General features: G+C 35.9%; 22 protein-coding genes and 1 tRNA gene. 7 read left to right on the plus strand and 16 right to left on the minus strand.

Annotated features, from left to right (window positions below; genetic code table 11):
* Nucleotides 1–6: 6 nt before the first annotated feature.
* Nucleotides 7–1,398, minus strand: a complete 1,392-nt coding sequence (locus tag QM538_01400) for a class II fumarate hydratase (GenBank protein MDI9347145.1) — start codon at nt 1,396–1,398, stop codon at nt 7–9.
* A 36-nt stretch (nt 1,399–1,434) separates the two neighbouring features.
* On the opposite strand from QM538_01400, the gene purB reads away from it, so the two are divergent.
* Entirely contained in the window at nt 1,435–2,784 is a 1,350-nt protein-coding gene (gene purB / locus QM538_01405; GenBank protein MDI9347146.1) for an adenylosuccinate lyase, read from the plus strand.
* Here the strand turns inward: purB and lysS are convergent.
* From lysS to QM538_01420, 3 genes are read right to left on the minus strand one after another with little or no spacing between them, the layout of a single operon-like run.
* Entirely contained in the window at nt 2,747–4,183 is a 1,437-nt protein-coding gene (gene lysS, locus QM538_01410) for a lysine--tRNA ligase (protein ID MDI9347147.1), read from the minus strand. The genes purB and lysS overlap by 38 nt on opposite strands.
* Nucleotides 4,184–4,208: 25 nt before the next feature.
* The gene (gene prfB, locus QM538_01415) at nt 4,209–5,345 is read right to left on the minus strand and encodes a peptide chain release factor 2 (GenBank protein ID MDI9347148.1); all 1,137 of its coding nucleotides are present in this window, start codon (nt 5,343–5,345) and stop codon (nt 4,209–4,211) included.
* Between the two features lie 7 nt (nt 5,346–5,352).
* Entirely contained in the window at nt 5,353–6,462 is a 1,110-nt protein-coding gene (locus tag QM538_01420) for a hypothetical protein (protein ID MDI9347149.1), read from the minus strand.
* Nucleotides 6,463–6,548: 86 nt separating this feature from the next.
* Here QM538_01420 and QM538_01425 point away from each other — a divergent pair, with 86 nt between their 5' ends.
* Nucleotides 6,549–8,042: a hypothetical protein gene (locus tag QM538_01425; GenBank protein MDI9347150.1), complete on the plus strand. Its 1,494-nt coding sequence runs from the start codon at nt 6,549–6,551 to the stop codon at nt 8,040–8,042.
* Nucleotides 8,039–8,596 (plus strand): NUDIX hydrolase, encoded by a 558-nt coding sequence (locus QM538_01430; protein MDI9347151.1) that lies wholly within the window; start codon nt 8,039–8,041, stop codon nt 8,594–8,596. The genes QM538_01425 and QM538_01430 overlap by 4 nt, the downstream gene beginning before the upstream one ends.
* On the opposite strand, the gene QM538_01435 is transcribed toward QM538_01430, so the two are convergent.
* From QM538_01435 to QM538_01450, 4 genes are all read right to left on the minus strand, one after another.
* The gene (locus QM538_01435) at nt 8,593–10,143 is read right to left on the minus strand and encodes an FAD-binding oxidoreductase (protein ID MDI9347152.1); all 1,551 of its coding nucleotides are present in this window, start codon (nt 10,141–10,143) and stop codon (nt 8,593–8,595) included. The two genes, QM538_01430 and QM538_01435, sit on opposite strands and share 4 nt — an antisense overlap.
* 70 nt (nt 10,144–10,213) lie before the next feature.
* Nucleotides 10,214–12,946: a TonB-dependent receptor gene (locus tag QM538_01440; GenBank protein MDI9347153.1), complete on the minus strand. Its 2,733-nt coding sequence runs from the start codon at nt 12,944–12,946 to the stop codon at nt 10,214–10,216.
* Between the two features lie 91 nt (nt 12,947–13,037).
* Nucleotides 13,038–14,858, minus strand: coding sequence for a translational GTPase TypA (gene typA / locus QM538_01445; GenBank protein ID MDI9347154.1), 1,821 nt, complete (start codon nt 14,856–14,858; stop codon nt 13,038–13,040).
* The gene (locus tag QM538_01450) at nt 14,858–15,841 is read right to left on the minus strand and encodes a quinone oxidoreductase (protein MDI9347155.1); all 984 of its coding nucleotides are present in this window, start codon (nt 15,839–15,841) and stop codon (nt 14,858–14,860) included. Before QM538_01450 ends, typA begins: the two co-directional genes overlap by 1 nt.
* A gap of 66 nt (nt 15,842–15,907) precedes the next feature.
* Here QM538_01450 and murI point away from each other — a divergent pair, with 66 nt between their 5' ends.
* Both murI and QM538_01460 read left to right on the plus strand, forming a co-directional pair.
* Entirely contained in the window at nt 15,908–16,702 is a 795-nt protein-coding gene (murI, locus tag QM538_01455; GenBank protein MDI9347156.1) for a glutamate racemase, read from the plus strand.
* 52 nt (nt 16,703–16,754) lie between these two features.
* On the plus strand, nt 16,755–19,319 hold the full coding sequence (locus tag QM538_01460) for a hypothetical protein (protein ID MDI9347157.1): 2,565 nt from the start codon (nt 16,755–16,757) through the stop codon (nt 19,317–19,319).
* An 18-nt stretch (nt 19,320–19,337) separates the two neighbouring features.
* On the opposite strand, the gene QM538_01465 is transcribed toward QM538_01460, so the two are convergent.
* From QM538_01465 to QM538_01475, 3 genes are read right to left on the minus strand one after another with little or no spacing between them, the layout of a single operon-like run.
* A complete protein-coding gene (locus tag QM538_01465) occupies nt 19,338–21,248 on the minus strand; it encodes a hypothetical protein (protein MDI9347158.1) in 1,911 nt (636 codons plus the stop codon).
* An 11-nt stretch (nt 21,249–21,259) separates the two neighbouring features.
* Nucleotides 21,260–21,607, minus strand: a complete 348-nt coding sequence (locus QM538_01470; GenBank protein ID MDI9347159.1) for a hypothetical protein — start codon at nt 21,605–21,607, stop codon at nt 21,260–21,262.
* Entirely contained in the window at nt 21,607–21,972 is a 366-nt protein-coding gene (locus tag QM538_01475; GenBank protein ID MDI9347160.1) for a diacylglycerol kinase, read from the minus strand. Before QM538_01475 ends, QM538_01470 begins: the two co-directional genes overlap by 1 nt.
* A 58-nt stretch (nt 21,973–22,030) precedes the next feature.
* Here QM538_01475 and QM538_01480 point away from each other — a divergent pair, with 58 nt between their 5' ends.
* Nucleotides 22,031–22,861, plus strand: a complete 831-nt coding sequence (locus QM538_01480; protein ID MDI9347161.1) for a hypothetical protein — start codon at nt 22,031–22,033, stop codon at nt 22,859–22,861.
* 12 nt (nt 22,862–22,873) lie between these two features.
* A complete protein-coding gene (pncB, locus tag QM538_01485; GenBank protein MDI9347162.1) occupies nt 22,874–24,052 on the plus strand; it encodes a nicotinate phosphoribosyltransferase in 1,179 nt (392 codons plus the stop codon).
* Nucleotides 24,053–24,076: 24 nt separating this feature from the next.
* Here the strand turns inward: pncB and QM538_01490 are convergent, their stop codons facing one another.
* The 5 genes from QM538_01490 to QM538_01510 form a co-directional block, all read right to left on the minus strand.
* Entirely contained in the window at nt 24,077–24,289 is a 213-nt protein-coding gene (locus QM538_01490) for a cold-shock protein (GenBank protein MDI9347163.1), read from the minus strand.
* A 70-nt stretch (nt 24,290–24,359) separates the two neighbouring features.
* Nucleotides 24,360–24,932 (minus strand): glycerol-3-phosphate acyltransferase, encoded by a 573-nt coding sequence (locus QM538_01495; GenBank protein ID MDI9347164.1) that lies wholly within the window; start codon nt 24,930–24,932, stop codon nt 24,360–24,362.
* A gap of 45 nt (nt 24,933–24,977) precedes the next feature.
* Nucleotides 24,978–25,069: transfer RNA gene (locus tag QM538_01500), tRNA-Ser, on the minus strand.
* A gap of 45 nt (nt 25,070–25,114) precedes the next feature.
* Complete coding sequence (locus QM538_01505) at nt 25,115–25,327, minus strand: carbon storage regulator (GenBank protein MDI9347165.1); 213 nt, start codon at nt 25,325–25,327, stop codon at nt 25,115–25,117.
* A gap of 1 nt (nt 25,328) precedes the next feature.
* On the minus strand, nt 25,329–26,588 hold the full coding sequence (locus QM538_01510) for an aspartate kinase (protein MDI9347166.1): 1,260 nt from the start codon (nt 26,586–26,588) through the stop codon (nt 25,329–25,331).
* Nucleotides 26,589–26,606 lie beyond the last annotated feature (18 nt).

The raw sequence follows: 26,606 nt of genomic DNA on the forward strand, positions 1-26,606 counted from the left end.
ATTAGGTTATGGATTTCCTCCTTTAGTAAGTTTCATTGGGTCTAATAATTTTTCTAGCTCTATTCTACTCAACTTGGTTAACTCCAAAGCAACATCAATAACAGGTCTTTTTTCTTTATATGCTGTTTTAGCAATTTTAGCCCCTGTTTCATATCCTACTACCGAATTTAACGCAGTTACAAGTATTGGGTTAGCGCTTAGTGAGGCATTAATTTTTTCATGATTTACTGTAAACCCTTTAATACACTGATGGGCAAGTAATCGAGCTGAGTTTCCCAGTATGGCAATTGAAGTTAATAACGAATATGCTACCATTGGTAGCATGACATTCAACTGAAAATTACCTGATTGACCTGCAATCGTAATACTATGGTGATACCCCATAACCTGTGCGCAAACCATGGTAGTCGCTTCTGGTATTACCGGATTAACTTTTCCTGGCATGATACTACTACCTGGCTGAAGTGCCGGGAGGTTGATTTCACCCAAGCCAGCCAGTGGACCACTATTCATCCAACGTAAATCATTAGAAATTTTCATCAAGGTAACCGCAAGAGTGTTTAACTGACCGCTCAACTCAACTGGATGATCTATTGCGCTCATACCTTCAAATTTAGACTGCATTGAACTGAATGTGATGTTTGTTTTCTCGCTTAAATTTTGACAGAATAGTAAAGAAAATTGTGGGTGGGCATTAATTCCAGTGCCAACTGCTGTACCGCCCTGAGGGATCTGCACCAATCTCTTCAAACTATCTGTAATTCTATCCCTGGCACTTGAAACTTGAGCCGCCCAACCCTCTAAAATTTGTTTATAGGTAACCGGCATCGCATCCATTAAATGAGTTCTGCCAGTAGTAACCACCTCCGCTAAGTCGGAAGCCTTATTTCTTATGGTTTCCTCAAGATCAGTAAGTGCGGGTAACAGGCATTGATACACCTCAATGGTTGCAGATATAGAAATTGCACTTGGCACACAGTCATTTGAGCTCTGCGACATATTGACATCATCATTTGGATGAACTGGTATGTTTTGCAGTTTGCAAAGTGTTGCAATCACTTCATTAACATTCATATTTGAACTTGTGGCAGAACCTGTTTGATACACATCAATAGGAAAGTTTTCATAATAGTTTTCTAGTTGCTTATGAATAATTTTTTCACATGCTTCTTGAATTGCTTGAGATTTTTCACTATCCAATTGTCCAAGTTGGTGATTGGTTTTAGCGGCCACTGATTTAATGATTGCTAACGCACGAATAAAGGGTTCTGGCATTAATTTTCCACTTATAGGAAAATTCAGTACTGCACGCATCGTTGTGGCACCATATAAACAATGCTGAGGTACCTCCATTTCGCCCATACTATCCTTTTCTATTCTTATATTTTTCGTTACCATAAGGTAAAATTATAACATGGCTTTCAAAGAAACAAGATGAATCCCCTTCTAGCAATTAGCCCAATCGATGGAAGGTACCATGATAGTATTCCGGATAGCATGCGATTACTATTCAGTGAGTATGGATTAATAAAAAAAAGATTGTTCGTTGAAATTGAGTGGTTGATTTTCCAATCTCCTGAAATAAGCGAAAAAGACAAAATTTTCTTACGAGCAATTGTAATCAATTACGACACTCAAAGTGCAAACAAAATTAAAGAAATTGAAAAAATCACAGCGCATGATGTAAAAGCGACTGAACTATTTATTGCTCAGTCACTACCTGCTCATCTCGCTTCAATAGCGCCAAAAATTCATATCGGGTTAACTTCGGAAGATATTAACAACATTGCCTATAGCTTGATTTTGCAAGAATCTTCTCTAATAATACAATCACAAGTAAAGACCTTAATTGGTGTGTTTGTTGCTCTAGCACATGAGCAACATGATACCTATATGATTGCTCGTACCCATGGACAGGCCGCAACTCCAACAAGTTTTGGAAAAGAGATGGCTGTATATGCGGACAGGCTGACGCGCGTAAGCAATCAATTTAGTACATGTTCTTACTACGGTAAAATTACCGGTGCAAGTGGGAGCTACGCAACCTTTGCTTTATTCGAAAAAGACGCAGAGAAAACTATCCGCAGTCATAACACATTTATTTCCAATCTTGGATTACTTCCAATTCAATACACAACTCAAATTGCTTCTCATGATGATATTGCAATAGCTCTTTCACATCTATCTAGTATTGGAACAATAATTAAGGATGCCTGTGTTGATTTATGGCTATATTGTAGCTATGGTTACTTATTACTTAAAAATAATAAAAACGAAGTTGGTTCATCAACCATGCCTCATAAAATTAACCCTATCCATTTTGAGAACGCAGAAGGAAATGTAGAACTAGGCATTTGTATGGCGCAATATCTCTCCAGATCACTTCCCTGCTCTCGCCTCCAAAGAGACCTATCAGGATCTACTAAAATGAGAAATCTTGGAGTGGCGGTTTCACATATATATTTAGGTATTTCCAATCTCCTGAGCGGTCTATCTAGAGTTTCGGTTCATAAAGAATTAATGGCAAAAGAACTTGATAATCATTGGGAAGTCATTGCCGAAGCAATTCAAACTGCTATGCGAAAAATAGGCATTGAAAATGCTTATGATATAATCAAAAAAGAAAGCAGAGGAAAACAACTTACCAAAGACGATGTCCAAGACATGCTTATAAAATATAATTTACAAAATATACTGAAAGATATTAGCCCATCAACATTTACTGGTTATGCAAGTTACTTAGCGCTTAAGATTGGTCTTGACGAACCAAAGGAAACAAAATAACATCTCTAATTGAAGGACTATTAGTTAACACCATAACTAAACGATCAATACCAATTCCCATGCCCGCGGTTGGTGGCATAGCGTATTGCAATGCAGTAATATAATCTTGATCAAAAGGCATCGCCTCACTGTCACCTGTTTCTTTTAACCGTTGTTGCAGTTTAAAACGATTTTCTTGATCAATTGGATTGTTAAGCTCAGAAAATCCGTTGGCAATTTCTCTACCACCAATGAAGAACTCAAAGCGATCGGTTACTTCCTGATCATCATCATTGGTTCTCGCAAGTGGTGAAACTTCAAGCGGGTAATGAGTCACAAAAGTTGGTGCTTGTAAGGTGTGCTCTACTTTTTTTTCAAAAATTTCACAAAGTAATTTTCCACTACCCCAATGAGACTCAACTGGAATTGCCTGAGTCAAGCAATACGATAGTAACGCTTGCGTATCTCTAGTTTTTCCTATTAGCGTAGGGCAAGCTGTTTCCACAGTTTCTTCCATAGTAACTCTCCTACATGGGAATAACGGTGTCTGACCTAATGATTGGGTAGTGCATTTTTTAATTACATGGGCAAAAAGACTTTCGCAGAGATCCATCATAACGTTAAAATCAGCATAGGCTTGGTACATTTCCACCATAGTAAACTCTGGATTATGTCTAGTCGACACCCCTTCATTTCTAAAATTTCTATTTAACTCAAAAACTTTTTCAAAACCTCCCACAATCAACCTTTTCAAATAGAGCTCTGGGGCGACACGAAGAAACATTTCTTGTTCTAACTCATTGTGAAATGTTACGAAGGGTTTTGCACTTGCCCCACCTGCGATCGGATGCATCATGGGTGTTTCAACTTCTAAAAAACCCAATGAGTGCAAATAATCTCGTACTTCAGTAACAATCGAGGATCTCGTCTTAAACAAGTTTCTTCTCTCTGATGACATGATTAAATCAAGATATCGTTTTCTAACCCGTAATTCTTCGTCCTTTAATCCATGGTATTTTTCTGGGAGCGGTATCAGACATTTACTCAAGAGTTGGCAAAAAGTAATTTTTAAACTTACCTCGCCGGTTTTAGTAACAAAGATCGTACCCTGTACTCCCACAATATCCCCAACATCAAAATGCACGCAGCTATCATAATTTTCAAGTACAGCATGTGAAAGATAGAGCTGAATTGTCCCACTATAATCTTCTAGTACAAAAAAACTAGACTTACCCATAACTCGCTTAGCTTTTAGTCTTCCGGCAAGCGAGTAAGATTTTTCAACATTGCCTAACTGATATAAGCTTGGTATTTCAGCAGCTTCGGTTGTTCTGCTAAAATTATTAGGGTACGGAGAATCAATCAACCATTGTTTGATCTTATCTAACCTGTCTTTAAATAAATGGTTTGAGTCATCCATAGCAAGTTATAGTATGTAAGTTTTTTTATTCATCAATTGTTTCATGCAGTTTTGATACATTCATTTTAAGCGATGCAATAATAAAAGCATCTAAATCACCATCAAGTACAGCTTTTGTATTGCCTATTTCTAATCCAGTGCGCAAATCTTTAATTCTAGACTGATCCAATACGTAGGATCGTATTTGATACCCCCATTCTATATCATGTTGCTCTTCCTTCATTGAATCAACTTCATTTTGTTTTTCTTTTAGCGCACGATTATAAAGAAGTGTGCGCAGTTGTTTTAAAGCGGTAGATTTATTTTTATGCTGTGATCTATCACTTTGACATTGTGTTACTAATCCAGTTGGAAGGTGAGTAACTCTAACTGCAGATTCAGTTCTATTAACATGCTGCCCTCCTGCACCACTTGCTCGATACACATCAATCCTCAAATCAGCTGGAGAAATGGTTACCTCTACCGAGTCATCTAGCTCTGGCAAAACTGATACAGAAGCAAATGAAGTGTGTCTTTTGTTATTTGAATCAAATGGAGATCTACGCACCAAACGATGAATACCATGTTCAGTGCGCAACCACCCATAGGCATTGAACCCTTCTATTAATACGGTCGCGTGTTTAATACCTGCCTCTTCGGCCATTTGCATATCAGTACAGGTGGTGGTAAAGTTATGCGATTCTGACCAACGCAAATACATTCTTAACAACATTTCTGCCCAATCTTGGGCTTCGGTGCCACCAGCACCAGGCTTGATAATTAAAAACGCATTATGTGAATCATGGGGCAAGGAAAAAAGCAGGTGTAATTCTTCTTTTTCAAGATGTGTAATTAATTTTTGGTAGTCTTCTCGTAAAGTTTCAATAGACGACTCATCATTTTCCTGCAACGATAATGAGATAAAATCCAAAAGATACTGATGATTGACTCGTAGGGAGTTCATTACGGTAAGGGCAAGTTCTATAGAAACTTTTTCCTGATTTAAAGCCTTAAGAAGTTGAAAATTTTCCCAGTGTTCTGAATTTTCTAACTGAGTTACTATAGCTTTTAGCCGATCTTCTTTTACCGATTGATTACACATAGCACAATATGACTCTATTCTTTTGCCTAAGTGCACACTGCGAGTGTGCAGTTCTTTAAGAGTTATTTTTGTTTCTAACATTTAATTTTTATTCTATTGATACCAATGCCAATTGTGGTGTTGAAGAAGCGGTAGAAAAAACAATTCTTGCGCGCACAGTAACTTTTTCACCAACCGAATGACGGAGTAGTTGTTTAGAATGGTCACTATTATATATAAATCCTTTTAAGGTTTCCCCATTGCTAGTTAAGAACACAATAGTAATAACTTTACCGTCAGGGTAATAATCAAAAATGGTGCAGGAAAAAACAATTATTGGATCCTGATTTCCCAATCCATAGGGCTCAGCTAGCGCGATTTCATAGAGTCTGGATTCAGTAATTTCAAATTCCGATACCGTAAGATACCGAGGAGTTAGCTCACTAACAAGCACTGGTGATACTAATTTACTATTTGAAAACATAGCTGAAAATCTCGTAGTGTGCTTAGCGAGACCAAACCCACCTAATGAAGTTGAAGCAAACCAAACACTATTAGAACTTATTTCATCGTAATTTTTTAATTCATAAACGCTGTAATAGGCATAGGCTTTTTGGTTTTTAGCAACAATACATTTTGCAAATCGCACTGACATTTGTTTAGCAAACATATATAACGAGTGAAAAGTACCCTCTGGAAAATCATATATCCATATATTTGAGTCAGAATCCTCTTTACCTAATGCAGACAATCTTTGGTTGATTTTTTGTTCAATTACCTGATGCGCCAGCTCTTTAGATAAAAACCTATCTTGGCAGCTTAAACAACGCGAAAGTGTCAATGAAGAGAGTGGTGATTCATTATGGTCAAAGCAAGAACGAATTAATTTTTGAATGCTGGATAGCGTTACGCATTCTAATCTTATAAATGATACTTGTATCAAAGATTGTAATCCAAAAGATATTTCCCCTTTTCTAAAACGAGATAAAGAATCCTTGATCCGCGTTTTTAGTTTTTCATCCGCTAAGGAAACTTCAGCATACGCAACGAACAATATGGTCAATTCGTCAGTCATAGATTCAAGTAATTGTGGTACCTTTAATGGATCTATGACATAAGATTGATTAAAGTTTTCAGAGCTAGTGACAAACTCTACCCGGTCGCCATGTAACAATGACTGGCTTGCGACAATACAACTAAGTGGGTCGGTAAAAAACAAATGGTGAGGTTGTGTTGTAATAGATTAAATTATATATTAAAATTTTATTCTAACATGGCAAGGCTATAATAATACATAAGAAAACTATGGATACCAATCAACAAGCAATTCTAAGTCACACTAGAAAAATCATTAGATTTGGACTTGCAAAACTTCATAACAATCAAAAAAGAAAGAGATCATTATTAATATCACATAATCACCCTGCGATTAATTACTATGCCAATAACCTACATATAGATTCCGTCAGCTTACGGCTATGCGAATCATTTTTAAAAAAGCGTGCCATATACGATGCTATTACCAAATTATTTAAGGGGCTTGAATTTAATAGCACTGAAAAACTACCAGTATTATTTACCTCAATAAGATCATCAGCCAGTATAGAGCGGATTAAGAAAAATCTAGAGTTACAGATACAAGGTGAAATTCAAATATCTAAATCTCTATCCACTGCTGAGTTGCTATTTACCAAAAAATATCAATCACACGCAAAACAAAAAATCGAAACTATTATTCACTTAGGTTCTGGTGGGTCCGCACTAGGGCCACAGTTACTCTGCAATGCCTTAAGCTACCAACAACCACAAATAACGAAGTCTTACACCGTTTATTTTATTTCAAATGTTGACGGCCACCCATTAGCACATGCTCTTTCAAATTCAAAACCTGACACAACCTTAGTAATTGTAAATTCAAAATCATTTACGACAAACGAAACTCTTCAAAATTTATCCATATTAAAAAAATGGAAAAAATCTTTTCACAAGGAAGATTTTATTGCCATAACCGCAAACCCAGAGCTGGCCAAAACTAATGGATTTCATATTGATTCTATTTTTACCTACCCAACCTGGCTTGGAGGCCGATATAGCATTTTCTCCCCAGTTTCATTTATCTTTCAATCACTCTTTGGAAAAAACGCTTACCTTCAATTACTTGAGGGAGCGCAAGCTAGTGATGAGATTACGAAAAAGAAACTGCTTAACAAAAATCCAAGTTTGAGATCAGCAATGCTAGATTACCTCTATCACACATTATTAAAATATCAGACAAGGGCTATATTTATTTACGAAACCAGGCTTGCGCTATTGTTACCTTACATTCAACAATTAGAGATGGAGAGCAATTCAAAATCTATTACAACTTCATTAAAAAAAATCAAAACATCAACAGCACCAATAATTTGGGGGGGATTGGGTACTGATAGCCAGCATTCATTATTCCAAACTTTATTTCAAGGTACCCATCTTTTTCCATCAGAATTTATAACCATTAAAAAACCCGAACACTCACTTACCGATAATCACCTTTGGCTACTTGCTCATGCACGAGCACAACAAGTTGCATTACGAGATGGCCACAACGATCTTCGGCCAGAAAAAAACTGCCCAGGGAATAAACCATCATCACATATCCAATTGGAATCTCTTAATCCATTTTCACTTGGGGCATTAATCAGCTACTATGAACTACGCACCTTTCTATTTGGTAAATTGCTTCAGATTAATTCATTTGATCAGATGGGTGTTGATTTTAGTAAGCCAATCGCTAAAAAAATCTATGAGTCATTAAAATGAAGTATTGTTCTTCCTGTGGCTCAGATGCAATGGTTTTTGAAATACCTGCCCATGACACCAAAGAGCGATATATTTGCAAAAAATGCAATACCATTTATTACACCAACCCTAAAATAGTAGTCGGTTGTATTATTCAATGCCATGAGCAAATTTTACTCTGCGAAAGAAATATTGAGCCACGCAAAGGTTTTTTAACCTATCCTGCAGGCTTTATGGAAAACTACGAAACACTTCAAGAGGCCTGCATCAGAGAAACTAGAGAAGAAGCAGGCGTAAACATACAGAACCCGCGATTATTTGCTTTATATAATTTACCTACCAGTAATCAGATTTTTGTTGTGTATCATCATTATGTTAGTGATACAAAAACCGAGGAATATTGCGATGAAACTGCCTCTCTATCCTGGGTAAATCTCAATGAAATACCATTTAATCAACTAGCTTTCCCTATCATAGTAGAAACCTTAAAATCATTAATAGAAGGGAAAAAAACACCTATTCAAGGCACTATTTCACGAAAGGGAAATACCTACCAACATTGGATAATTGATTAAAGTCCTAATACCCCTGGATTCATTACATTGTGTGGGTCAAGAATATTTTTAATATCCCGAACAAGTTTAGCATTACTAGGTGCTAGCTTTACCAAATAAGGATAGCTTCTACCAATTTGAAAATGAACCGCATGGTACTTAGTAAAAATAGCAATAATTTTATCTTTTAAATGTAAAACCAATAATTTACCATCAGGATTAGCAGGAAACTTACGTAGCCGAGATAAATATCCGGTATCAATATATTTTGCATGTATAGCATACAATTCATCTTCCCAATAAAATACTGGCTCTATAACAGCGCCTTGAGAACCGAGTGCGCTAAATAAAATAGAATAGGTAACTTTATATTTTTGCATTTCAGAAGCATGCATAACAAATAAATCAGCAAGCTCGCTACATACAATTTCGGCATCGCCATGTGCTACGATCCCATGAATTGGCAACCATCGTTCGCCCTGTGGCCCAAGCATATTATTTAAAGGACTAAAAGGGTTGGCCCGAAGTGCTTTCGGTATAATGGTGGGGAGCTTATTTCCTCCATGAGCATAAGCAAGTGAATGTAATTGCTTGATATCTTCTTTTAGCGAAGCTCTACTATATTGCTCACTTAATACATGTAATTGGTAACAATCAGGGCTAAACTTTCTTCGGCCATAAAACGCAAAAGTAAGCAATGACCATAAACTTCGTAAAATTGACTTTTCATGTTTAGCAACTTCACTAACCACTTTCAAATCAGACACTAAGCTTTCTCGTTTTAATCTTGCCTGTTGTAGTAAAGGATCAAAGCCAACCACCTCAGTTCCAATCCCTGAATTTGCCACAGCCTGTAAGGCTTTCAAAAAAGATGAGCGATGTTTAAACTCAAATGAAACACCATCTGTATAAAGAGAGTCTGAAACTAATCTTAAAGCAACTTTAGTTTTAACACCAAACGCACCACAATCACCGAGGAAAAGACCGCAAGAATCTACTCCAAACCAACGAAAAGCAGCGCTACCATTACCCAAACAACCAACATTTAACTTTTCCCCCAACCCAGATACTACTTCCAACCCTAACACAGACTCTGCACTACAACCATAACGAGCACTTCCCCAGAACAATGAATGCTGGCTCAGAGAACCACCAACAGTAGCATGTATTCCACTCAATGTTCCCCAAAACCTAGTCTTCACTCCATGCACAGACAACTCACCCAACAAATGTTTCCAACTACAACCAGCCTCAACTACCACCACCCCATTTTCCACATCAACAGACAACACTTTATCCATCAAACTCATATCAAGAACAACCAACCCCTCAGCAACTACCCCACCAGTGTAACTCAAACCCGCACCACGACTCAGAATACCAATCTTATACCTAATACAACACTTAACCACCAATTCAACTTCTTCAGCAGAAGCGACCATAACAACCACATTCACATCCTTAACCTCATAAAACACATCAGAATAATACACTGAACTAATCATATCACCCACCAACAAGCGATCAGCTGCAATCACTAAACTTAAATCATTAATTAATTTTTTCATATTTTTAAACAAGCATACCCACAAATAAAAAAGCCAGCATATCAAGCTGGCTTCCCTACACTAATTATAATTAGAAATTATAATTTACCTCAATACCATACGAAGCACCTCTTCGTGGAGCAACAAAATACGCCCTACCTCTTGACCCAGTTGTTGGATTTGCGCCTGAACTAGCAGCACCAATCTCAAACCACCTTGTGGCTAAAATGGGAGTAGTATCATTCAAAATATTTTTTCCGAAGATAGATAAAGTAACTTTATCCATAATAAATGAAATTTTTGAATCTAGCAGAGTCACTGCACCAACATATTGAAAATTATCAATTTGAGTAAACTTTTTATCTTCAAAAGTAGCAGATAACGAATAATTGATAGATGATTTAGTATCCATTTCTTCATTTACATTAATTGAGAGTGAAGCGGTGTATTCAGGCACAAATGCAAATTTTTTGTTTTTAATAGAACCATATTGCTTTACTTGAGCCTCAGTTCCAGTAAATTCAACACCACCACATGTAGGATTACCTGTTAAGAAATTTGTAGTTGCTACCACTGTGCATCCATTTTGTATAAAATTAACCTGAGCTAATACTGGGTCATACCCACTAGTAAAATGCGCATCAACTGTGGCATAACTAAAATTAATAGACACTGAATCTGTAACAATAGCTTTTAATTCGATTTCTAAGCCTTGTGTTAAACCGTTAGATTGATTTACCACTATAGAAGTTGTATTACTACCCCCAGGTAAAATCGCTGAGAGTGCCTGAGAAGTCTGAATATCTTTTATATCGTTTTTATATAAAGACAAACTGAATAAAGTTTTACCATCATCAAAAACCCCTTTATAGCCTAATTCATAATTAACCGAAGTTTCTTGTTTGTACTCAGAGCGATCTTGCTCCACACCGTTTAATAAAAACCTACCTAAAGTACCATTAAAACCACCTGCCTTTACCCCTTGAGAATAAATTAAATACAAATTATTATATTCATCAGATTGATATTTTAATGTGATTCTAGGAAGAGTGTTTTCCCAAGTTTTCTTTTGATTAAATGAAACCACACCAGAATAATCTGATTTTTCAATTAATCTATTTGAATTATAGATATTGTTTCTATTAGTAGATAGTATATTGCCATTTAGTCCTCCATCTTCTCTGTATTCAATTTGATGTTTGGTTTCTTTCTGATTTCTAATTTCAAAAGAAAGTGAAACTCCATCACCAGCTTCGAACTCAATCATTGCATAGATCGCATCATTAGAAAGTGATGATTTATTTTGCTTATAACCATGAGCTAAAGTATAAAAACTAACTGCACTTAGTCGAGGGCAAAGGTAGGTGCGAGTTGAAGAATTATACTCGGAATCAGCTAAAGTACCGTCTAGATTTTCACATCTCCAAAGTTTATTATTGGCTACATTTGGCTCTTGACCTGTTTGAAAGGCAATATCAAATTGTTCAATTCTTCGTTCATAATTATAAAGACCGGCAATCCACTTGATATCCGAGCTCTCATTTGATTGAATTCTAATTTCAGTAACTTTATCGTCAAATTCTTTCTTGCTTGAATCCGCGAATATAGACTCACAAGAAATATTCCAACAGGTAGTAGTTGATGCAGGAGTAACAGGGCTAGCACTGGTTCCCGACCTTAAGTCAGTTCTAGCAAAATTTTGAAGATTGTATGCGGAATGATCTGAATCAGATCCCGTACTTAATTCTTCAAATTTTTGTGATAGCGATATATTTAAATCAATGCTTTTATTGATCTTATAAACAATATTTAAAATATTTAACTCGACATTACGATCAACTCCAGAAAAAGCAATTCCTTTTTCTAGATTAACTGCATCAGGAATTAAGTCAGCAGTTGAATGACTTTGCGACGATTTTTTCCCATAGTATGGATTTGCAACGCCGTCAACATCATATTCATCGTTTAAAGCGAAAATTAATGTACTTGGCAATTCACCACAATAAGCTCTAACGTTTCCAGCAACTTTTGCAGGGCAATTTCCAGAAGCAGGTGCGATAAACGCAAATGGTCTGGTTCCATCTGAATCAACAGTATTTAAGTATCTATAGTTAACAGAAATATCACTTGAATTATGGTTAATAACAATTGATGCTCCAGTGGTAGATTGTTGGCCAATGGTTTTTTGTGTTATCTGGTTTTTCCATTCACCGCCATAGCTAAAATTACGACCTGTAATTCCAATAGAGGTGTTATTCGATACCGGTATATTTAATGAAAGATTTGTTGATTTTTCATTGTGGTTTGCAAGATAAACTTTTACATTACCTGAAAATTTTTCAAAATCGGGCTCATTTGTTACGTAGTTAATTGCGCCAGAATATGTATTTCTTCCATACAGTGCTGATTGGGGACCCTTAACAACTTCTATTCTTTTAATCGAACTTAAGTCGATTGATTGTATATCACCAGGATAATAAACACCGTTAAGAAAGTACGACACGCCAGACTCAACGCCGAATTGCACTCCTGCTAGGACATTAGATAAACCTCTTATAACAGGTCGCTCAGTCGCTCTACCAAAGGCATTGGAGAAAGACAGGCCTGGAGTGAATTTTGCAAAGTCATCAATTGAACGGATGTTGAGATTCTCAAAGTCTTTTGAACTTAGAGTTGATATTGAAAGTGGGACTTCTTGTAAAGTTTCTGTTGTTTTTCTTGCTGAAACAACCACCTCTTCAAGCGTTGTCTTATCTGCAGAAAACGCAATTGTACATGTTAAAGATACTATTGCTGTGATTAAAAAATTAATTGATCTATTCATGAAAAACCTCCTGTATTTAACTTTCAAGATTTTGACATATCTAAAACACTTTTGTCAAGTGTATTTATTACATATTAATTAAAAATTTTTGTTATTTTGAAAATCTTTTTCTTTGATTTTCAGTTAAGAATTTTTTTCTAAGTCGTAATGATTTTGGAGTTACTTCTACAAGCTCGTCTTCTTCTATAAACTCCATGCATTGTTCTAGTGAATAATTAAGGGGAGGAGTGAGGAGAATATTCTCATCGCTACCTGCTGCTCTCATGTTATCTAGTTTTTTCCCTTTAGTTGGATTGACGGCTATGTCATTCTGTCTGGAATGAATACCAACAATCATTCCTTCATACACATCGATCCCATGTCCAATAAATAACTTACCTCGTTCCTGGAGTGAAAATAATGAATAGGCAAGTGATTTGCCATCAGCCATAGAAATGAGAACTCCATTTTTTCTTTGTAGGTCTATTGATGAATTAAAGGTGTCGTATCTATCAAAGATATGAGTCATGATGCCCGATCCAGAAGTTGCCGAAAGAAATTCATTTCTAAAACCAATCAGTCCTCTTGAAGAAATAGAGAACTCCAAACGTAATCTATTACCAATAGTAGAAGTAATTTGTTGTAGCTCTGCCCTTCTCCACCCAAGCAGTTCCATGATTGAACCCTGATGCTCATTTTCACAATCAATAACCAATTGTTCATAAGGCTCTTGCGTTACACCATTTATAGTTTTAATAATAACCTCTGGTCTAGAAATGGCTAGTTCAAATGACTCTCTTCTCATTGATTCAATAAGAACGGAAAGATGGAGTTCGCCTCTACCTGAAACAACAAATTCATCAGAAGAACTTCCTTGCTCTACGCGCAAGGCAACATTGTGAAGTAGTTCTTTTTCTAGGCGCTCGGCTAGTTGCCTAGAGGTAAGGTATTTACCTTCTCTTCCAGCTAAAGGCGAGTCATTAACGCAGAATTTCATTCTAAGCGTAGGATGATCAACGGTGAGTGGCGGTAAAGGTAGTGGATTTTGTGGGTCACAAATTGTGTCGCCAATAGTAAGTTTTTCGATTCCAGAAACGCTAACAATATCACCAGCAAGCGCTTCAGGTTGTTCAACTTTTTCAAGCCCCCTAAATCCCAATATCTGTAATATTCTTCCATTTTTTTTACTTCCATCTTGCGATACAACTGTTACTGATTGGTTAGTTGTAATTTTTCCATTTTTTATTCTACCTAACCCAATTATCCCTACAAAATTTGAGTAATCAAGTGCGGAGATTTGCATCTGAAGTGGTGCATTTATTGATGATTCTGGCGGAGGCGCTTTTTGAATTATAGTTTCAAATAACGGGGTAAGGTCTGGGGCAATAGAGTCAATTTCAAAACCCGCTTGACCCTTAAGCGCAGAAGTATAGACTATAGGAAAATCCAACTGTGCATCACTTGCACCTAGTTTCACAAATAGCTCAAATACTTGGTCGATGACCCAATGTGGTCTTGAGCCGTCTCGATCGATCTTGTTAATCACAACAATAGGGCGAAGATTATAAGAGAAGGCTTTCTGAGTTACAAATCTAGTTTGTGGCATTGGTCCGTCAATGGCATCAACTAAAAGCAGAACAGAATCTACCATAGAAAGCACTCGCTCTACCTCCCCACCAAAATCCGCATGTCCTGGAGTATCAACGATATTAATTCTGAATCCATTCCAATCAATCGCTGTGTTTTTCGCTAAGATGGTAATGCCTCGTTCACGCTCCTGATCATTGGAATCCATAATTCTCTCTTTCCAAGCCATTTTTCTTTGCAAAGAATTTGATTGCTTAAGTAATGAATCTACCAATGTAGTTTTGCCATGATCAACATGAGCAATGATCGCAATATTGCGAATAATATTTGCTGAGGCTTCTGACATTAAAATTCTAGAATTGAACTACCAGTGTTATTTCTAGATTCTAAATCGCTATGAGCGATATGTGCTTCTGAAAGTTTGTATCGTTGATTAATAGTTGGTTGTATCTCTTTCTGGGAGATTGCTGAGAATAAATTATTGGACATTTGTATGTATCTTGATCTTAAAGCTATGTAATTAAAAACAGAAGCTCGGGTTATTTTAACCGATCCGCGCTCTGCAAGCAACTGTATATTAATTGGGGGTACGGCACCTGTTGAACTGCCAAATGATACAAAAGTGCCAAGTGGTTGGATAAGTTGCATTGATTGATTGAAGGTTTTTTCCCCACAAGAGTCAAAGACAATAGGCACACCTCTGCCATGGGTTATTTCCATGACTCGGTCAATGACTGATTCGGTTTTATAATTGATTGCAAATCTTGCTCCGTGATGCAACATGCGTTGACATTTTTCATCTGTTGAGGCAGTTGCGATTAAATCAATACCTTGATGGCGCGCATATTGACACGCAAGTAGCCCCACCCCACCCGAACCTGCAGTCAAATACGCAACAGATCCTGGGGTAATTTTTTCTATGTAATCAAAAAGAGCTATAACGGTAAGCCCCTTCATGAACACCGCCGCCACTTCAATCAAGCTAATAGTGTCAGGAACTTGAATTATTTCATTTTCCTGAACATAGGAATACTCTGCATACGCTTTAGGAATTTTAGAAACATAAACGACCCGATCTCCTGGTCTAAATTGAGTAACTCCTGTGCCGACTTCTTCAACCACTCCACTAGCTTCCACTCCAATTCCATGAGGCAACGGAAGCGGATAAAAGCCGGTTCGATGATACACATCAATAAAATTTATTGCGGAAGCTTTCTGTTTGATCAACACTTCGCCTGCAAGTGGAGTATGTAGCTCTTTAGTGCGTAGCTCTAAAACCCCTGCGTCGCCATGGCGTACTATTTCTACAAATGAAAAATGTTTTTTCATGGCGGTATTTATAAAGTGATAAAATTATACCATGCAATTGATTTTATATAAAAATAAGGTGTTTAATTGATACGAGTTGGAGTTTTTGATTCAGGAATAGGCGGTCTGTCAGTGGTGCAATATTTGCTTAGTGGTGAGGATTCACTCCATATTGAATACTATGCAGATTCAAAACACATTCCATACGGTGATAAGTCACCTGAATTCATTAAAGATCGAAGTGAGAAAATTTGTAGCTTTCTATATTCAAAACATGTTGAATGTATTATTGTAGCGTGCAACACCGCTACTGCAATTGCTATTGATAGTCTTCGCAACAGGTTTAAACTTCGATTTATTGGGATAGAGCCTGGAATAAAACCAGCATTAAAAAAAACAAAGACGAATGCCATAGCAATTCTTGCCACACATAACACCATACGAAGCGCGCGATTTAAGAAACTAATCGACGAAAATAACGCTGAACAGAAATACAACTTCTATCTAAGAGCTGGAAATGGGCTAGTTGAGCAGGTTGAAAAATTTCAATTAGATGACCTACAGCTCCTCCATGGCCACCTAGATTCTTGCTTAATCAACAATGTAGATACTTTAGTTTTGGGTTGCACTCATTACTCTTACCTTAAAAATGAAATTAATAATTATTTGCATTCAAACGGAAAAAAAATTTCTATAATTGATTCTAGTGAAGCAGTAGGTAGGCACGCCATAGGATTGTTAAGCAACTACCCACATCAACAACCCAAGAAAAAAGGAATATATTCATTATCACTAAGCACGACGGGAGAAATCGAACCTTTAATTAAAGCATCAGAATATTTAGGGTTATTATTCGAGAGCGCCCTCTCCATTGCTGATTAACTAACCCGTAAGGTTAATAAAAACTGACTAAATTTGATATAATAAGCGCTACGTGAAAACCTTTTACACAATGTTGCATAAACTCTCTATACTCGTTGCGTTTGTTTTGATTGGGTTTATCGGTTTTAGTAATACCAGTTTTTCTGGTGAAGATGATAGATTTTACGCTGAAGACTTTCTAATTCTGTACCTAAGTGGAGATGTCTACAATATAGTTTCTAGACAACAGGTCTTTTTTGATATAAAAAACGACGGTCATAAAACCTACATGTATTGGCCAGCCCAAAATGTAGGTATTCTTACATTAGATCTTAATAAAAATGGAATAATTGATAACGGTGGTGAGCTTTTTGGGAGAAATACCAAGGTTGGAGAGAACTATGCTTCAAGTGGTTTTCAAGCATTATCTCAGTATGACACAAATAAAGACTTTTTAATTGATGAAAAAGATTCAGTTTATCTATCACTATATATTTGGATTGACAAAAACAACGATGGGGCATCACAGCCAGAAGAATTGTTTACTTTAAAACAATTGCAGGTCTTAGCTCTAAATCTCGAAAATCAAGTTGGTAGCATAAAGTATGGGCATGGTAATGAGCAATTAGCAACATCTCCTTTAAAACTAACTGGCTTAAGTTTTAAATACGCAAACGCTGGAAACAGAGGCAATGAAAGAACTTTCAATTTGATTGATATGAATTTTGGTGTGAATCCTAGGTACAGATCTATTACGAATTCAATAGAAATTAGCGAGGAAGCAAAGCTAATTCCTAATATTAGTGGCATTGGAAGAATTAGAGATTTAAGGGAGCTTGCGACAATTGATAATTCATTTATACCTATAATCAACACCATAATCAAAGAAACCAATGAAGAACAGAGAGAGGTATTAATTAGTCAATTTTTTGATAAACTAATCCAGACCTCTGACAAGCAATCACTTTTAGAACAGGTTTCTGCGTTGCAGGGTAAAGGATTTAAAGCCTCTCTAGAGTACGCAATCACTTCTGTTGCTCCACAAACTCCAGAATATGAACTTTTTCTAAAAAAAATACAGGCTATTGAGAAAATATTTGGTTACACTTTTAAAGGAGCAATTGGTCAGGTCTCCATCACTTCTCTTGAGGAAAAAGACCAGTCATTAGTAATACAAGTTCGTCCAGATTTCTTATTAGAAGTAAATAAAACTTACAGCACACTTCAAAAGAGCATTGAGGAATCAATAGATTTACAAACAAAATATTTTGCTTTCGCGAGCGCATTTGAAGAAGACTTACAAGCAGAAGTCATTAATTTTAAGAAATTTGAGAATTTATTATCCTTACAAACCAGAGGATTTGACCCGAAAGGGTTTATTACCATAGTTGATTTTATACTAGGATCTTTGAACTATTTAACTAAGCATAGTTGGAATGGTTTTGAATTTTTAAATAAAGAATTTAGTTTTGATAGAGAATTCAACGATCCATACATAAAAAGCATGAGTGATTGGATGGTTTTACTAGCAAGTTTTCGCGATACTAAAATATTAGGAAGTAAATCACAGGCTAATTTTTTAGTTGGCCCTGCTAAAGGTAGCGCTACAATTTACGGAGGTGGGTTTTCTGATGTGATTTTTGGCAGAGGGGTTAATAATGTGGTTTACGGCGCTGACCCATTAAATGAGACATGTAACTCAACTCTTGATGAAACTGATGATGATTTGTTTTATGGTGGTAACGGCGGAAATACTTTTTATGGAGGTAGTGGTAACGATGTGGTTATAGCTGGCACTGGCACTGATCTTATAGATGGTGGTTGTGGTAATGATATGCTACTTGGTGGTGAAGGTGATGATCTAATTTCTGGTGGTACTGGCAATGATCGGTTGATCAGTGGACCAGGTGATGACCGATTAGATGGCGGAGCTGGAAAAGATTTCCTAGAAGGTGGTGAGGGTAACGACGTGTACTTATTTGGAAGAGGTTCTGGTATGGATCATATTTATAATTACCACAAAATCAAAAGTACTGACACTATTGAAATCGCACAGACTCTGAGTTTTAGTGAGGCAAAGCTTACAAGAGCGATGGACGATTTAGTAATATCATTTTCACAATCAAATGATAAGTTAATTGTTGATGGCTTTTTTAGAAAAGGCTCGGAAGGACTTGGGGATAAAATATTATTTCCATATTCAGTTGAGTATGTATATTTTTTAGCTGATAAAAAGAAGATTGATTTTCAAAATATTGTAAGTATTATTAAATCAAATGAACTAATTGATAAAAACTCGCAAGTAAACATTTTAAAACAGGGCTTAAAGCTTGAGCAAGAAAGAGAACTCGCAGACCGCAATGCAAAAGCTGCTGCAGCCGCTCAAGCTGAACTCAACCAAAGTTTAAGCGACTCTGAGAAACAAGCCGAACGAGAAAGAAGTCTAGACTCCGACGCTCGCTCAAAAGAACTAGAAGAAATCAGTAGATCTGATCAGGAAAAAACCGTATTGTTTAATACCGATATTAAAAATCCTGATATTAAAAAAGAAGATCCCGCAGTAAAAAAACCTAGCAAGAAAAAAGTATCTAAAGTAAAGCCAAAAGAAACTACCAAGCCAAAAGAAACCGCAAAGTAGCGTTCAAAATATTATTTATCAGTCGGTATTTTGTATTGCCCTTATTCGAATTATATTTTTATCTTTAAATTCTTTACTACATTGAACACACCTTTCTTTAACGACCAGTCTAAATTCTTTTTCCTGTGCTAAAAGGTAAGCTCTGATGGGTTCAATGGTCAAATATGTGGTAAAACCACGCAATAAACTCCCTAAAAATTGCTCTGGCTTATCAAATTGATTCCAATGATTGATTATAGCTAATCCAAGCATTTGTCTGATTTTTGAGTCAATTTGAATAATCGTCTCTTCTTCATTTTCTGGTATGAGAAATTTTTCAAATTGCTCAAATTTATCCCTAAATGGTAATATTGGGTTTGAGATCGCATAAGAAAAATATTGGGCGTACGCAGAAGCAATCAATGTTCTAATTGAGGTGTTTTTTGAGGTCATAAAATTGGAAAGGCTGGAAAGCGTATAATTAAGCAACACTGTATTATTTTGTGATACAGCCAATTTTACAACCTGCGATCTAATTCTAACACTTTCTAAAATATAATTTTCTTCATTCTTAAACTCTTGATCAAAAACGCTTTGTTCTTTTAGTAAATCAGTGATGACTGCTCCATCTCCGGAATTAGCTAGGTGTTTTTGTAATAAAGCAATTCTTAAACTCAACTCACTTCCAGCGAACTCTGCATTTTTAGTTGTAGTTCTAAGCTCTTTAATTTTATTAAGTAGCATTTTTGGAATACTTAGGTCTTTTTGATGGTCTAAAGATGTCATTGCTAATTTGTAGATTGTTTGTGCGTGTAGTGGAGCCAACTCACGAACAAGGTCTGTTTTAGAAAGAACTTCCGTAAGGATTTTTTCAATGAATTGTTTATTTTCTTCTTGCCAACGAATCACTTCTTTATCAATGACCGGTTCCACATCAATTGCAGTAAATTCCGAAATCAGTATTGTATAAATTGTGAAGGTGTCAATCAAACACTGTGTATTGTCTGAAATGCAATTCATAGATTTTTGAATTGATGATTGTAATTTCTGATACACATCACTCTTGAATTTTCTAGTTTCAGGAGTGCTGTTACTTATCACTGACAACATTAATGAGGTGGCTCTAAGTGGTAGTTGCTGATAGGATGAGTCTTGGGTTAAAGAAATTATCCTATCATAATTGTCTTTAATTGTTCTTGGTATCATGAAAATAGAATCATATTTTTTACCACTACTAGTGACATAATAATTAATCATGGTAAGTGAAGAACTTAGCGCGATTTTCTTTAAATAATGGTCAGCTGGAAAATTTTCATAGCGATTTATAATATTGTTATGGTATTTAGATAAGTTATTGTATTGCTGATTACTGATATTAGTTTGAATAATAGAAAATTCGATAAAAGTTAACAGATCCGCATATCCCTTTTGCCATTCGAGCACATCTTCATCTTCGCTTTCAAGAATTAATTTTTTATAAATAATATCAGATTGATAAACATATTTACTTTCAAGTAAATATGCAATAAATTGTGCTTTGACACATGCAAGTAAAAATTTGAACTTAGGTTCATGAGTAAATCTTTTTTTAAACTCATTGCCAAAATCAATATAGTTTCTAATTGAATTAAGATCGGTCATACCATCTTGTTGCACTTGATAGGCTTGGGCAATAAAAATAAATTTTGTCAGAGAGTAATAAAATTGTAACGCTTTATCAGCATCCATTGTTGCAAAAGACTTCGACTGCAGTTGGGGAGATATCGTTTGAAATAATTCCTTTAAATACTTGGACACATCGTTACTATTACGGGTTTTTAATTCGTCAATAAGGTCTTGAAAATCGGTCACAATCTCATTGGGGTTGATAATAATACTATCACTCGCATTTACAGATATACTCAACTGAGCAATAACGCAGAAAAAGAAAGTGAATAAAAATTTGATCATGTCTTAATGAACTATAACAGGAATATATTTAAGAACAAATGAGCAAGGTATCCAATAACCACTCCTACTAAAAACATACCTGCAAAAATAAACTTTGTGAATCTTAACGTAGTAGCAGCGTTAGTGGTGTCGTCGAGTGGTGCGGTTGGAAATTGGATCAGCAGTAGTGTTAAAGCAAGTAAAAATAAGGGGTTTCCCAATCCATATTCAAAAACTATTAGACCTAAAACATAACTCGTAAGAACTATTTTAGCAATAAAACTTAGATATTTTATTTTTTTTGGAAAATAGTACCCTAATATAGTTCCGGTGAGAAAAAGTAGCAGTGGGACAAAAACAAAATATATTAAATGCGCCATTAACGAACAAGTAGTTGATACATGGCAATTACCCAGAAGGTCAGCGCAAGAAGTAATGCAATAAAGACTGCGGCTGAGGCCATATCTTTAACTTTTTTAGAAAGCTCATTAAAATCTAGACTGATTCTATCAATAGTTTTCTCAACCGCTGTGTTTAGCAACTCCACAATCAACAATAAGGTATGCGAGAATAAAATAAACAGTTTTAATTCAATTGATATCGGCAAAAAAATAAGTAGGCTAATCGCAATAACAAACAGAACTATTTGTTGTACAAAGGCCATATCATCTAATGCGAAACGTAATCCCCGAATTGATTGTTTACTTGCAGGTATTAATCGTAGAAAAAAATTAAAAAAATTCATGTTGGCTTTATTAAGTATTCTATATTTTACCGTAAAATCTTGATATATAATAAGCAGCGTGAGTACAGGAAATACATTATTAATTATTGATCCTCAAATCGATTTTTGCGATATCCCCCCACAATCTATAGGTGGATGGCAACCTAAACTTGAAATTAAGGGCGCGAATCAATGTATGCTTACACTAGCAAAATATATAAAAAATAACCTAACTTTGTTTGATTCAATATATATTAGTCTCGACACTCATCAATATATCGATATCTCACATACTGTTTTTTGGCAAGACGCTGACGGTGTCACGCCGCCTCCGTTTACTCTGGTGACTTACCAAGATCTTCAGAAAGGAAAATATTTACCTAAAATGGAAAAATTTACATCTATTGCAGCCTCCTATTTGCAGGCTCTTGAATTAAAAAACAAATATATGCATACGCTTTGGCCTCCCCATGCGTTAATTGGTAGTGTTGGGAATTGCGTTCACCCCGAACTCCATAGCTCAATCTTGTGTTGGGAATTGTCAATGCAAAAAAATGCTCATTACATTCAAAAAGGATTACATCCCTTTACAGAACATTTCAGTGTGTTTTGTTCTGAGGTGCCCGATCCAACAGTTCCAGAAACAATGCACAATGAGTTTTTATTAAATAAAATCTCAAATTGCAACAAGTTGTTCGTGGCCGGATTAGCGAGTAGTCACTGTTTGAAATCATCAGTAGAAGACCTGCAAGAATATTTTTTTACTCACAAACAAATTACCTGTGAAAAAATCCTCCTTAGCGACACGACCTGCCCTGTTGCTGGATTTGAAGAGTTAGAAAAACAACTATACAGCTTTTTAAAAGACAAGAATTGGCAGCTTGCTCGATGTGACTCACTAGTGGCCTAACGGATATTATTAGTGATAATTAACTCACTTCTTGATACTGATTTATATAAAATCACCGTATGGCAAGCAATGCTTCACCACCATCCAGGGGCTTCAGCACGATATGAGTTTATATGCAGAAACCCACATATCTTCCCGCTTAAAACTCTTGCAAAAGATTTGGAAAAAGAAGTTGAGCATTTAACTGAGCTGTCTTTTAGTGAAGATGAATTGCAGTACCTTAGGACTATTCCTTATTTTAAAGAAGATTTTATAAATTTTCTTAAAATTTTCAGATTACAAAAGGATTTTGTCACAATACAAACTCAAGATGACAATTTACAAATTACCATTGAAGGTCCGCAAGTGCATATTACAATATTTGAAATCTATTTACTTGCAATAATTTCCGAACTCTATAATAAGAGAGTATCTAGAAGAGACGATATAATTGAAGGAAGAAAGCGGTTGCGTGCTAAAATTGAAAAAGTAAAGGCTTTTTTTAACAACACAAAGCCAACACAATTTCCATTTGAATTTTTTGATTTTGGCACAAGAAGAAGATACAGTCTTGAATGGCAATATGAGGTCGTCAACACACTTCATAAAGAAATACCCAATCATTTCAGAGGAACATCTTCATTGTATCTATCTAAATTATGCTCCATTCACCCAATTGGCACCTTATCTCACGAATATTTTCAATCTCACCAAGCATATGGAGTTCAACTCAGACAATTTCAAAAAACCGCAATGGAGGAATGGGTCCAAGAATACAGAGGAGATCTAGGCATAGCTCTAACCGATACTATTGGAATTGATGCTTTTATTAGAGACTTTGATCTTTATTTTGCAAAACTATTTGATGGATTGAGACATGACTCTGGGGATCCAATAAACTGGGGGGAGAAATGCATTGCGCATTACCTCACGCTAGGTATTGAGCCTAGTACCAAAAAACTTGTTTTTTCGGACAACTTAAACATTGACAAAGCTTTAGCGATCCACACCCAATTCTCAAATAGAATTAAATGCGGATTCGGTATCGGAACTAACCTGACAAATGATGTGGGAATAGAAGCACTAAATATTGTAATTAAAAATATTTACTGCAATGGACAACCGACCGGTAAAATCAGCGATGATCCAAACAAAACCATTTGCCCAGATCAATCTTATTTAGAATACCTAAAAAAAGTATTCAGTAAATAATCAAATAGTATTACGGCGAGAGGTCTACTCTTCGCCTTTAATATTTGTAGCTTGTTTGCCTTTTGGGCCTTGAACTATCTCAAACGTTACTTTTTGTTTTTCACTTAGGCTTTTTCTTCCATTGCTATCAGTGACTATTGAGCTGTAATGCGCAAATACATCTTCACTTCCATCATCAGGTTTAATAAACCCAAAACCTTTTTTATCATCAAACCACTTAACTACACCTTTTGACATATGATATGCCCCCTAATTTTATTTATTGTAAGTTCTTCGTCATACTGCACGAGGATATATTTTACCATGTTTATGCGTTATTATTGAAAGAACTGAAAATATTTTTAAAGTGAGTGAAGTACATAAAAATCATCAATAATAGACTACTAAAAATTTCGATTGGCATAGAGCTTTTCATAATTAACGCATAGCAAGTAATCATACCTGGAAACAATGTGAATGAAAAAAGCGCTGCTTTATAACTTTTCTTAAATAAAAAATAACCCATAAGCCAAAGTAATATTATCATAAACCCAGCTATAATAGAAATTGCAAAAAGCGCACCTATTGAAGTTGCTACGCCCTTTCCACCCCTAAACAAATGAAAAATTGAAAAACAGTGTCCTAACACACAACAGGCAGCTGCAGTTATTTGAAGCTCTAGTACATGGTCTAGGTTATTTAAAATTGAAACTAGACTTACTGCCAATAGCCCCTTGCAAGCGTCTAGCGCTAAACATAGACTAGCTAGCCATTTTCCAGCATATCTGTTAAGGTTGGTTGCTCCAGGATTATTAGAACCAACTGTTCTAGGATCAGGTAGTGAAAATAGCCTGGATATAATAATTGCAAAATTTAATGAGCCAACTACATAAGACACCATAAAAAGCAATAAGAAGCTCACAGCGACTTATTTACTTCTAGTAGGTGGCGGAGAGAGAGGGATTCGAACCCTCGATGTGGTTTTAGCCACATACTCCCTTAGCAGGGGAGCGCCTTCGACCACTCGGCCATCTCTCCAATCCGTCAAAAACATATTACGCCTTTCAATTTTTTATTAACTTTTTAATTAGGTTTTATGTTATTAAAATCAATTGGTAATTGATCTCTACTTAAGTCTTCTTTCTTTTTAATATAGATCTCTTCTCTATCTATTCTACAATGTTTGGGGGCGTCTATTCCTAAAGTAGTTACCTTGCCTTTCCTATTAAGTACCGTAACAGTTATCTCATCATTAATAATAATCTTTTGTCCAATTTTTCTTGTAAGAATAATCATATTATTTCTCGGCACAAAAAGCATCATGAAGGGCTCTTACCGCGAGCTCTAGATAATCTTCATGGATTAATACTGATATTTTAATTTCAGAAGTCGCAATACTCATTATATTAATAGATTTATCAGCCAATACCCTGAACATTTTACTCGCTATTCCTGCGTGAGAGCGCATACCAACGCCTACTAATGAAACCTTTGCAACTTTGGTATTTCCTTCTATTGTAGAACATATTTTTTGATCTACCAACCCTTCTAATGTCTTCATGGCTTTTTGATAATCTCGTTTATGCACCGTAAAAGTAAAATCGGCTTTTCCTTGTCTGCTTACATTTTGTACAATCATATCAACTTCAATATGATTATCGCTAATTTTTGATAATATCATTGCCGCGCTACCCGGCTTATCATTTATGTCACAGATGGTAATCTGCGCTTCATCTTTTTCATGGGCAATACCTGCAATGGACACATGCTCTAGTTGTTTATTGGCACTCTGCTCTTGTTTTTTCATACGGTCTCCTTCTTGTTCCGCTAAAATTAATGTTCCAGTTCCATGAGAAAAGCTAGACAATACTCTAATGGGCATTTTATATAGCTTAGCTAATTCAACCGATCTAATTTGTAGTACTTTTGAACCCAAGCTAGCCATTTCCAACATTTCCTCGAAACTAATGGTATCTAACTTTCTCGCATTAGAAACTAATCGAGGGTCTGCAGTGTAAACACCATCAACATCAGTGTAAATCTGACACTCATCCGCCTGAAACGCTACTGCAATAGCTACCGCTGTTGTATCAGATCCCCCTCTTCCCAAAGTTGTAATTGAATTTGAATCATCCACGCCTTGAAATCCTGCTATCACAGGCGTTATACCATTGATAAGTGATTTTTGAATACTTTTAGAATCAGAATTATCAATGGAATTAATTCTTGACTTGGTGTACGCATCATCAGTTCGAATAGGAATTTGCCAACCTAGAAATGACATAGCTTGAATTGACTTTGCCTGCAAAGCAAGCGCCAATAAACCTGCTGTCACCTGCTCGCCAGATGAAGTAATTACATCAAGTTCCCGAGGATTAGGTATTGGTTGGATGGACTCAGCTAAACCAATTAGCTTATTTGTTTCTCCTGACATTGCAGAAACAACAGCAATAACTTTATTACCAAGTGAAATTTCTTGGGCGATTAAAGTGGCGACATGTATAATTCTATCCACACTGCCCACTGAAGTTCCTCCAAATTTTTTAACCACTAACATGTATCTAAAAATATTTTA

Source organism: Candidatus Methylacidiphilales bacterium (assembly GCA_030054035.1).
Lineage (GTDB): Bacteria > Pseudomonadota > Gammaproteobacteria > JASGCS01 > JASGCS01 > JASGCS01.

Coding starts and splice junctions, on each gene's coding strand:
- QM538_01400 (MDI9347145.1), bottom strand. CDS start 1,398: ATGGTAACGAAAAATATAAGAATAGAAAAGGATAGTATGGGCGAAATG.
- purB (MDI9347146.1), top strand. CDS start 1,435: ATGAATCCCCTTCTAGCAATTAGCCCAATCGATGGAAGGTACCATGAT.
- lysS (MDI9347147.1), bottom strand. CDS start 4,183: ATGGATGACTCAAACCATTTATTTAAAGACAGGTTAGATAAGATCAAA.
- prfB (MDI9347148.1), bottom strand. CDS start 5,345: ATGTTAGAAACAAAAATAACTCTTAAAGAACTGCACACTCGCAGTGTG.
- QM538_01425 (MDI9347150.1), top strand. CDS start 6,549: ATGGATACCAATCAACAAGCAATTCTAAGTCACACTAGAAAAATCATT.
- QM538_01430 (MDI9347151.1), top strand. CDS start 8,039: ATGAAGTATTGTTCTTCCTGTGGCTCAGATGCAATGGTTTTTGAAATA.
- QM538_01435 (MDI9347152.1), bottom strand. CDS start 10,143: ATGAAAAAATTAATTAATGATTTAAGTTTAGTGATTGCAGCTGATCGC.
- QM538_01440 (MDI9347153.1), bottom strand. CDS start 12,946: ATGAATAGATCAATTAATTTTTTAATCACAGCAATAGTATCTTTAACA.
- typA (MDI9347154.1), bottom strand. CDS start 14,858: ATGTCAGAAGCCTCAGCAAATATTATTCGCAATATTGCGATCATTGCT.
- QM538_01450 (MDI9347155.1), bottom strand. CDS start 15,841: ATGAAAAAACATTTTTCATTTGTAGAAATAGTACGCCATGGCGACGCA.
- QM538_01465 (MDI9347158.1), bottom strand. CDS start 21,248: ATGATCAAATTTTTATTCACTTTCTTTTTCTGCGTTATTGCTCAGTTG.
- QM538_01470 (MDI9347159.1), bottom strand. CDS start 21,607: ATGGCGCATTTAATATATTTTGTTTTTGTCCCACTGCTACTTTTTCTC.
- QM538_01475 (MDI9347160.1), bottom strand. CDS start 21,972: ATGAATTTTTTTAATTTTTTTCTACGATTAATACCTGCAAGTAAACAA.
- QM538_01490 (MDI9347163.1), bottom strand. CDS start 24,289: ATGTCAAAAGGTGTAGTTAAGTGGTTTGATGATAAAAAAGGTTTTGGG.
- QM538_01495 (MDI9347164.1), bottom strand. CDS start 24,932: ATGGTGTCTTATGTAGTTGGCTCATTAAATTTTGCAATTATTATATCC.
- QM538_01505 (MDI9347165.1), bottom strand. CDS start 25,327: ATGATTATTCTTACAAGAAAAATTGGACAAAAGATTATTATTAATGAT.
- QM538_01510 (MDI9347166.1), bottom strand. CDS start 26,588: ATGTTAGTGGTTAAAAAATTTGGAGGAACTTCAGTGGGCAGTGTGGAT.